The sequence below is a fragment of the Actinomadura kijaniata NBRC 14229 genome, from assembly GCF_001552175.1.
Classification (GTDB): Bacteria; Actinomycetota; Actinomycetes; order Streptosporangiales; family Streptosporangiaceae; genus Spirillospora; species Spirillospora kijaniata.
Window position 1 is genome coordinate 1 of the sequence record NZ_BCQR01000295.1, and the last position, 6389, is coordinate 6389.

At 75.1% G+C, this 6389-nt stretch carries 6 protein-coding genes; 5 read left to right on the top strand and 1 reads right to left on the bottom strand.

The window, feature by feature from the left end; translation table 11 throughout:
- From AKI01S_RS47780 to AKI01S_RS47790, 3 genes are all read left to right on the top strand, one after another.
- Positions 1 to 531, top strand: a 531-nt coding sequence (locus tag AKI01S_RS47780; protein ID WP_369688790.1) for a sensor histidine kinase, incomplete at its 5' end; no start/stop codon positions are given.
- Positions 532 to 640: 109 nt separating this feature from the next.
- Positions 641 to 1342, top strand: coding sequence for a cardiolipin synthase ClsA (gene clsA / locus AKI01S_RS47785; RefSeq protein ID WP_084000967.1), 702 nt, complete (start codon positions 641 to 643; stop codon positions 1340 to 1342).
- Positions 1339 to 3837: a mannose-1-phosphate guanyltransferase gene (locus AKI01S_RS47790; protein ID WP_067833574.1), complete on the top strand. Its 2499-nt coding sequence runs from the start codon at positions 1339 to 1341 to the stop codon at positions 3835 to 3837. Before clsA ends, AKI01S_RS47790 begins: the two co-directional genes overlap by 4 nt.
- 38 nt (positions 3838 to 3875) lie before the next feature.
- On the opposite strand, the gene AKI01S_RS47795 is transcribed toward AKI01S_RS47790, so the two are convergent.
- The gene (locus AKI01S_RS47795; protein WP_067833583.1) at positions 3876 to 5216 is read right to left on the bottom strand and encodes an aminotransferase-like domain-containing protein; all 1341 of its coding nucleotides are present in this window, start codon (positions 5214 to 5216) and stop codon (positions 3876 to 3878) included.
- A 71-nt stretch (positions 5217 to 5287) separates the two neighbouring features.
- On the opposite strand from AKI01S_RS47795, the gene AKI01S_RS47800 reads away from it, so the two are divergent.
- Together AKI01S_RS47800 and AKI01S_RS47805 are read left to right on the top strand one after the other, a co-directional pair.
- Complete coding sequence (locus AKI01S_RS47800; RefSeq protein ID WP_067833577.1) at positions 5288 to 5938, top strand: LysE family translocator; 651 nt, start codon at positions 5288 to 5290, stop codon at positions 5936 to 5938.
- Between the two features lie 36 nt (positions 5939 to 5974).
- The coding region (locus tag AKI01S_RS47805) for a hypothetical protein (protein WP_218010093.1) at positions 5975 to 6389 on the top strand (415 nt) is incomplete at its 3' end.

A 6389-nucleotide genomic window follows, 5' to 3' on the forward strand; every position in this document is an offset into this window, starting at 1 on the left:
GACGCGCCCGTCCCGCTCGCCCCGCCGCCCGGGCTGGCGGACGTCGCCGACCTGGCCGGGGCCGCCCGCGCCGCCGGGCTGGCGGTCGACCTCGCCGACCGCCTCACCGGGCGGGCCGGTCCGCAGCCGGCGCCGGAGGTCGGCGTCGTCGCCTACCGGATCGTCCAGGAGGCACTCACCAACGTGATCAAGCACGCCGGGGCGCGCGGGGTCCGGATCGGCCTGGCCCGCGACGGCGACGCGCTGACGGTCACGGTGGCCGATGACGGTCGCGGCCCCGGACCGGGAACGACCGAGGGGTACGGGCTCGTTGGGATGGCCGAACGCGCCCGCAGCGTCGGCGGCGCCGTGCGCACCGGACCCGGTCCGAACGGCGGTTTCACCGTCACCGCCGTGCTCCCCCTGGAGCCCGGAACCGCCGACGGCGGGGCCCCGGCCGTGACCCGGACACGGCCGGGGGCTTCCCGATCCTTGACGGTAGGGTCAGGATCATTGGGGGACAGGGGAGGCGAACACGTCGGTGAGTGCTGAGGTCAACGGGACACGCGAGCCGGGCGGCGGTTCCGACACCGCGCCGGACACCGTGGCGGGCCGCGTGTCAGGGGCCGCGGGGGGCCCCGTCCCGGACCCGGTGTCGGACCTGGTTCCGGACGCGGCGTCCGGCCGGATCTGGACAGTGCCCAACCTGCTGAGCTTCGCGCGCCTGCTGGGCGTGCCGCTGTTCCTGTGGCTGGTGCTGGTCGAGGCCGACGGGTGGGCGCTGGGCGTGCTGGTGCTGGCCGGGCTCACCGACTGGCTGGACGGCAAGCTGGCGCGCGCCCTCAACCAGACCAGCAAGCTCGGCGTCGTGCTGGACCCGGCCGCCGACCGGCTCTACATCCTGGTCACGCTGATCGGGCTGGCGGTCCGGGACATCATCCCGGCGTGGCTGGTGGTGCTGCTGGTCGCCCGCGAGTTCGCGATCCTGCCGATCGGGCCGATCACCCGGCGCCTCGGCTACCGGGGCGCGCTGCCGGTCCACTTCATCGGCAAGGCCGCCACGATGTGCCTGCTGTACGCCTTCCCGCTGCTGCTGCTCGGCGACCACACCGGGGCGATCGCGACCGGGGCCAGGATCGCCGGCTGGTCGTTCGCCGTCTGGGGCACCGGCCTGTACTGGTGGGCGGCGGCGCTCTACTGGTGGCAGACCCGGCAGCTGGTGCTGGCCGACCGTGCCGGGCGCGCGGCCGCCGGCGGTCCCCCCGGCCCCGATTCCGACCCGGACCCCGCCGGCGCGGCGGATCCGGAGCCCGGACGCGACCGCGGCCCGGGCGACCAGAAGGGAGCGGAGACCACCCGATGAAGGCCGTCGTGATGGCGGGCGGCGAGGGGACGCGGCTGCGTCCGATGACCGCCAACCAGCCCAAGCCCCTGCTCCCGCTCATCAACCGGCCGATCATGGAACACGTGCTGCGCCTGCTGCGCCGGCACGGGTTCGACGAGACCGTGGTCACGGTGCAGTTCCTGGCCGCGCTCATCCGCAACTACTTCGGCGACGGCGAGGAGCTGGGCATGTCGCTCAGCTACGCCACCGAGGAGATCCCCCTCGGCACCGCCGGCAGCGTCAAGAACGCCGAGGAGGCGCTGCGCGACGACCGCTTCCTGGTGATCTCCGGGGACGCGCTCACCGACATCGACCTGACCGACATGGTGCGCTTCCACGAGCGCAACGGCGCGCTGGTCACCATCGGCCTCAAACGGGTCCCCAACCCGCTGGAGTTCGGCATCATCATCGCCGACGAGCAGGGCCGCATCCAGCGCTTCCTGGAGAAGCCGACCTGGGGCCAGGTGTTCTCCGACACCGTCAACACCGGCATCTACGTCATGGAGCCGGAGGTCCTGGACCACGTCGCCAAGGACGAGCAGGTCGACTGGTCCGCCGACGTGTTCCCCAAGCTGCTGGCCGAGGGCGCGCCGCTGTACGGGTACGTCGCCGACTGCTACTGGGAGGACGTCGGCACCCACGAGTCCTACCTGAAGGCCCAGGCCGACATGCTGTCGGGCAAGGTCGGCATCGCCCTGGACGGCTTCGAGATGTCGCCGGGCGTGTGGGTCGCCGAGGGCGCCGAGGTCGACGCCGAGGCCGTCCTGAAGGGCCCGCTCTACATCGGCGACTACGCCAAGGTCGAGGCCGGCGTGGAGCTGCGCGAGTACACCGTGCTCGGCAGCAACGTCGTGGTGAAGGAGGGCGCGTTCCTGCACCGCGCCGTCGTCCACGACAACGTGTTCATCGCCCCCTCCACCAACCTGCGCGGCTGCGTGGTCGGCAAGAACACCGACATCATGTCCGGCGCCCGCGTCGAGGAGGGCGCGGTCATCGGCGACGAGTGCGTCATCGAGGCCGAGGCGTACGTGTCCAGCGGCGTGAAGGTCTACCCGTTCAAGACGATCGAGGCCGGGGCCGTCGTCAACACCAGCGTCATCTGGGAGTCGCGCGGCCAGCGCAACCTGTTCGGCCCGCGCGGCGTGTCCGGGCTGATCAACGTCGAGATCACCCCCGAGCTCGCGGTCCGGCTGGCCAGCGCCTACGCCACCACCCTCAAGAAGGGCTCCACGGTCGTCACCGGCCGCGACGCCTCCCGCGCCGCCCGCACCCTCAAACGCGCCGTGATCAGCGCCCTGACCGCCTCGGCGATCAACGTCCGGGACCTGGAGGCGTGCTCGCTGCCGGTCGCCCGGTTCCAGGTCGGCCAGGAGGACTGCGCGGGCGGCATCTACATCCGCACCACCCTCGGCGACCCGCAGGGCGTGGACATCCTGTTCCTGGACTCCTCCGGCGCGGACCTGTCGCTGACCGCCCAGCGCAAGCTGGAGCGCGTCTTCGGCCGCCAGGAGTACCGGCGCGCGTTCCCCGGTGAGATCGCCGAGCTCGCCTACCCGGCCCGCATCGTCGAGACCTACACCCGCGACCTGCTGCGCCGCGTCGACACCGGCGGGGTCCGCGAGGCCGGACTGAAGATCGTCCTGGACTGCGCGGGCGGCACCGCCTCCCTGGTGCTGCCGTCGCTGCTCGGCCTGATGGGCGTGGAGGTCCTCACCCGCAACAACGCCCTCGACGAGGCCAACCCCACCGAGACCCTCGCCGAGCGCATGCGCGACCTGCAACGGCTCGGCGAGCTGGTGTCGTCGTCGCGGGCGGCGTTCGGCGTCCGCTTCGACCCGGTCGGCGAGCGCATCTCCCTGGTCAACGAGAACGGCGAGCTGATCAGCGACGACCGGGCCCTGCTGGTCATGCTGGACCTGGTCGCCGCCGAGCGCCGCGGCGGCCGGGTCGCGCTGCCGGTCACCACCACCCGCGTCGCCGAGCAGGTCTGCCGCTTCCACGGGGTGCAGGTCGAGTGGACCTCCACCTCCCAGGACGTGCTCACCAAGGCCGCCGCCCAGCCCGACGTGATCTTCGCGGGGGACGGGCGGGGCGGGTTCCTGCTGCCGGAGTTCACCGCCACCATCGACGGGATCGCCGCGTTCGTCCGGCTGGTCGGGCTGGTCGCCCGCACCCGCCTGACCCTGTCCCAGATCGACCGCCGCATCCCCGAGGCGCACCTGCTGCGCCGCTCGGTCCCCACCCCGTGGGCGGCCAAGGGCGGCGTCATGCGCACGGTGGTGGAGGCCGCGGCGGGCCGCCGCATCGACACCACCGACGGCGTCCGCGTCGTGGAGCAGGACGGGCGCTGGGCCCTGGTGCTGCCCGACCCGTCCGAGCCCGTCACCCACCTGTGGGCCGAGGGCCCCGACACCGACTCCGCCCAGGCCCTGCTGGAGGAGTGGGCGGTCGTGGTGGAGCGCGCCGGGTCCTGACCGGTCGTGCCCACCGGCCGGCATGGCGGGCCGGACCGTCAGTCGGCGAGCACGTCCTCGGGCGCCGCGCACGCGATCTCGGCGAGCGCGCCCAGCGCGCGCCCGAGGACGTCCGGCGGCGGAGAGGCCAGCCCGATCCGCACCGCCGAGGGGGCCGCCCCCGGCCCCACCGTGAACGCCGCGCCCGGCGTGACCGCGATCCCGCGCCGGGCCGCGGCCGCCACGAACGTCTCGGCCCGCCACGGCTCGGGCAGGTCCCACCAGCAGAAGTAGGAGCGGGCGTCGGCCGTGATCGCCGCGCCCGCCAGCCGCTCGGCGACGATCCGCTGCCGGGCGGCCGCGTCGGCGCGCTTGGCGCGGACCACCTCCGCCACCGTCCCGTCGCCGATCCAGCCGGCGGCCGCCTCCAGCGCGTAGCCGGTGGGCAGCCACGCCCCCGACCGCAGCGCGGCGGCGATCCGCGCGGCCAGCGGGCGGGGGGCCACCGCGAAACCGAGCGTCAGGCCCGGGGCCAGGCGCTTGGACAGGCTGTCGACCAGCACGACCCGCCCGGGGGCCAGCGCGGCCAGGGGCGCCGGGGCGTCCTCGCGCAGGAACGCCCAGACCGCGTCCTCGACCGCCGTCAGCGCCAGCCGCTCCAGCGTCTCGGCCAGCGCGGCGCGCCGCGGCGGCGGCATCGTCGCGCCGGTCGGGTTGTGCAGCGTCGGCTGGAGGTACACCCCGGCCAGCGGGGCGCGGCGGTGGGCCTCGGCGAGCGCGCCCGGGAGCATCCCGTCCCCGTCGCCCTCGACCGGGACGAGGACGACGCCCAGCCGCGACGCCACCCCCTTGATCACCGGGTAGGTGCGCGCCTCCACGCCGAGGCGGTCCCCGGCCGCCGCCAGCGCCGCGACCGCCCCGGCGATCGCCTGCCGCCCGTTGCCGGTGAACAGCACGTCCCCGGGGTCGGGCGCCCAGCCGGGCCGCGCCAGCAGCGACGCCACCGCCGCCCGCGCCCCCGGCGTCCCGGCGGCCGGAACCGGCCGCAGCGCCGCCTCCAGCACGTCGGGGCGCAGCAGCCGCGCCAGGCCGCCCGCCAGCCGCTCGGCCTGCCCGGCCACGACCGGGTAGTTCAGTTCGAGGTCGACGCGCGCCCCGGCGGGCTCGACCAGCGGGGGACCGGCCGCCGGGACGGCCGCCCGCACGAACGTGCCGCGCCCCACCTCCCCGGTCACCAGCCCGCGCCGGGTCAGCTCCCGGTAGACGCGGGCGGCCGTGGAGGCCGCCAGGCCGTGCCGCCGGGCGAAGGCGCGCTGCGGCGGCAGCCGGTCCCCGGGCCGCAGCCGCCCGGCCGCGATGTCCGCCGCGACCGCGTCGGCGACCTGCCGATAGTGCTCCACCAGCACCTCCCGATTGCACCGAGTGCAAAGTCATTATTGCACCCCGAAAAGCCGGGGCATAGCATCGAGCAATGATCTCCCTCGGTGCAGTGGCCGGACTCGCCGTCGTGGCGTTCGGCATGGTCACGTCCCCCGGCCCCAACATGATCTACCTGGTGTCCCGCTCCCTCACCCAGGGCCGCCGCGCCGGGTTCATCTCCCTGGGCGGGGTGGCGACCGCGTTCCTGGTCTACGTCGTGGCGACCGTGGCCGGGCTGTCGGCGCTGTTCGCCCTGGTCCCGGCCCTGTACGTGGCGCTGAAGCTGGCGGGCGCGGGCTACCTGCTGTGGCTGGCCTGGCAGGCGGTCCGCCCCGGCGGGCGCAGCGCGTTCACCCCCACCGAGCTCCCGCACGACCCGCCCCGCAAGCTGTTCGCGATGGGCCTGGTGACCAGCCTGCTCAACCCCAAGATCGCGATCCTGTACCTGTCGCTGCTGCCGCAGTTCATCGAGCCCGAACGCGGCCACGTCGCGCTCCAGGGCCTGCTGCTCGGCCTCACCCAGATCGTCGTCGCCGTCACCGGCAACGCCCTGTGGGTGCTCGCCGCCGGGGGCGTCGCGGCGTTCCTGGCCCGCCGTCCCGGCTGGCGGCGCTTCCAGCGCTACGCGATGGGCACCGTGCTCGGCGGGCTCGCCGTCCACCTTGGACTGGACCGCTCCAAGATCGTGGCGGCCGCCCCCTGACCTGCGGGATTTTGCGAATCTTGCCATGATGGTCCGGTGACGGGACGACAGCGCGGCAAGACGGGAGAGCCGAGGACCGGGGCCCGGCCGCCGGGATGGCGGCCCGACGCGTCGATGTCCCTGCTGTCGGACATGTTCACGGGCAGGCTCCTGGACCCCGGCTACGCCGAGGCCGCCGCCCGCCGCGCCCGCACCGGCGAGACCGCCGGGCGGGGCCTGCGCGGCACCGGGGTGCTGCTGGTGCTCGTCCTGGCGGGCCTGCTGGTCACCGTCGCGGGCGCCGAGGCGCGCCGCAGCGAGCCGGTCGCCGCCGCCCAGCGGTCCCGCCTGGTCGAGCAGATCCGCGCCCGCACCGGCGAGACCGACGCGCTGCAGCGGCGGCTGGAGCGGCTGGGCGCCGAGACCGAACGGCTGCGCGCCGCCGCCCTGGCCCGCAGCAACGAGGGCGACG